The following is a 243-nucleotide window of genomic DNA, read 5'->3' on the forward strand; positions in this document are numbered from 1 at the left end:
GCTGCTGCTCCTGTTGGTCCGCTCCGCCCCCCATCTCCCTGATGTCCTGCTGCTGCTCCGGCCGCTCCGGACGGTCCGTTAGGCCCGTTAGGTCCCTGAGGTCCACCTGATGGTCCGGTCGCTCCGGCATGTCCGGTAGGCCCGGTAGGTCCCGGAGGTCGGCCTGCGGGGGGGGGCTGTAACGCATCGCCGGGCGGCGGGGGGGGGGGGGGGGGGGGGGGGGGGGGGGGGGGGGGGGGGGGG

General features: G+C 77.0%; 1 pseudogene. It reads right to left on the bottom strand.

Going from position 1 to position 243, the window contains the following annotated elements:
- A pseudogene (locus JDS80_RS31900) lies at window positions 1–243 on the bottom strand (hypothetical protein); the annotation flags it as partial.

It is taken from the genome of Bacillus cereus group sp. N8, from assembly GCF_016483685.1.
In the GTDB taxonomy this organism is placed as follows: Bacteria; Bacillota; Bacilli; order Bacillales; family Bacillaceae_G; genus Bacillus_A; species Bacillus_A proteolyticus.